At 70.0% G+C, this 227-nt stretch carries 1 pseudogene; it reads left to right on the top strand.

The window, feature by feature from the left end:
• Positions 1–227 (top strand): annotated as a pseudogene (locus tag CQ12_RS46875) (bifunctional ADP-dependent NAD(P)H-hydrate dehydratase/NAD(P)H-hydrate epimerase); the annotation flags it as partial.

Below are 227 nucleotides of genomic sequence, written 5' to 3'. Positions count from 1 at the left end.
AAGCATTGCGGCCGCGTGCGCGTCGCCGAGATTGGCATCGATGCCCATGTGCTCGAGGAGATCCGGCCGCGGACGTTCGAGAACGTTCCTGCGACCTGGCAGAAATCCTTCCCCGTGCCCGATATCGACGGGCACAAATATGCGCGCGGCCACACGGTCGTGCTCTCGGGCGAACTGGCGTCGACCGGGGCGGCGCGGCTGGCGGCGCGCGGCGCGCTGCGGGCAGG

The organism is Bradyrhizobium jicamae (assembly GCF_001440395.1).
GTDB lineage: Bacteria > Pseudomonadota > Alphaproteobacteria > Rhizobiales > Xanthobacteraceae > Bradyrhizobium > Bradyrhizobium jicamae.
The sequence above is the reverse complement of the archived record's forward strand: the minus strand, read 5'-3'. Positions and strand labels throughout refer to the sequence as shown.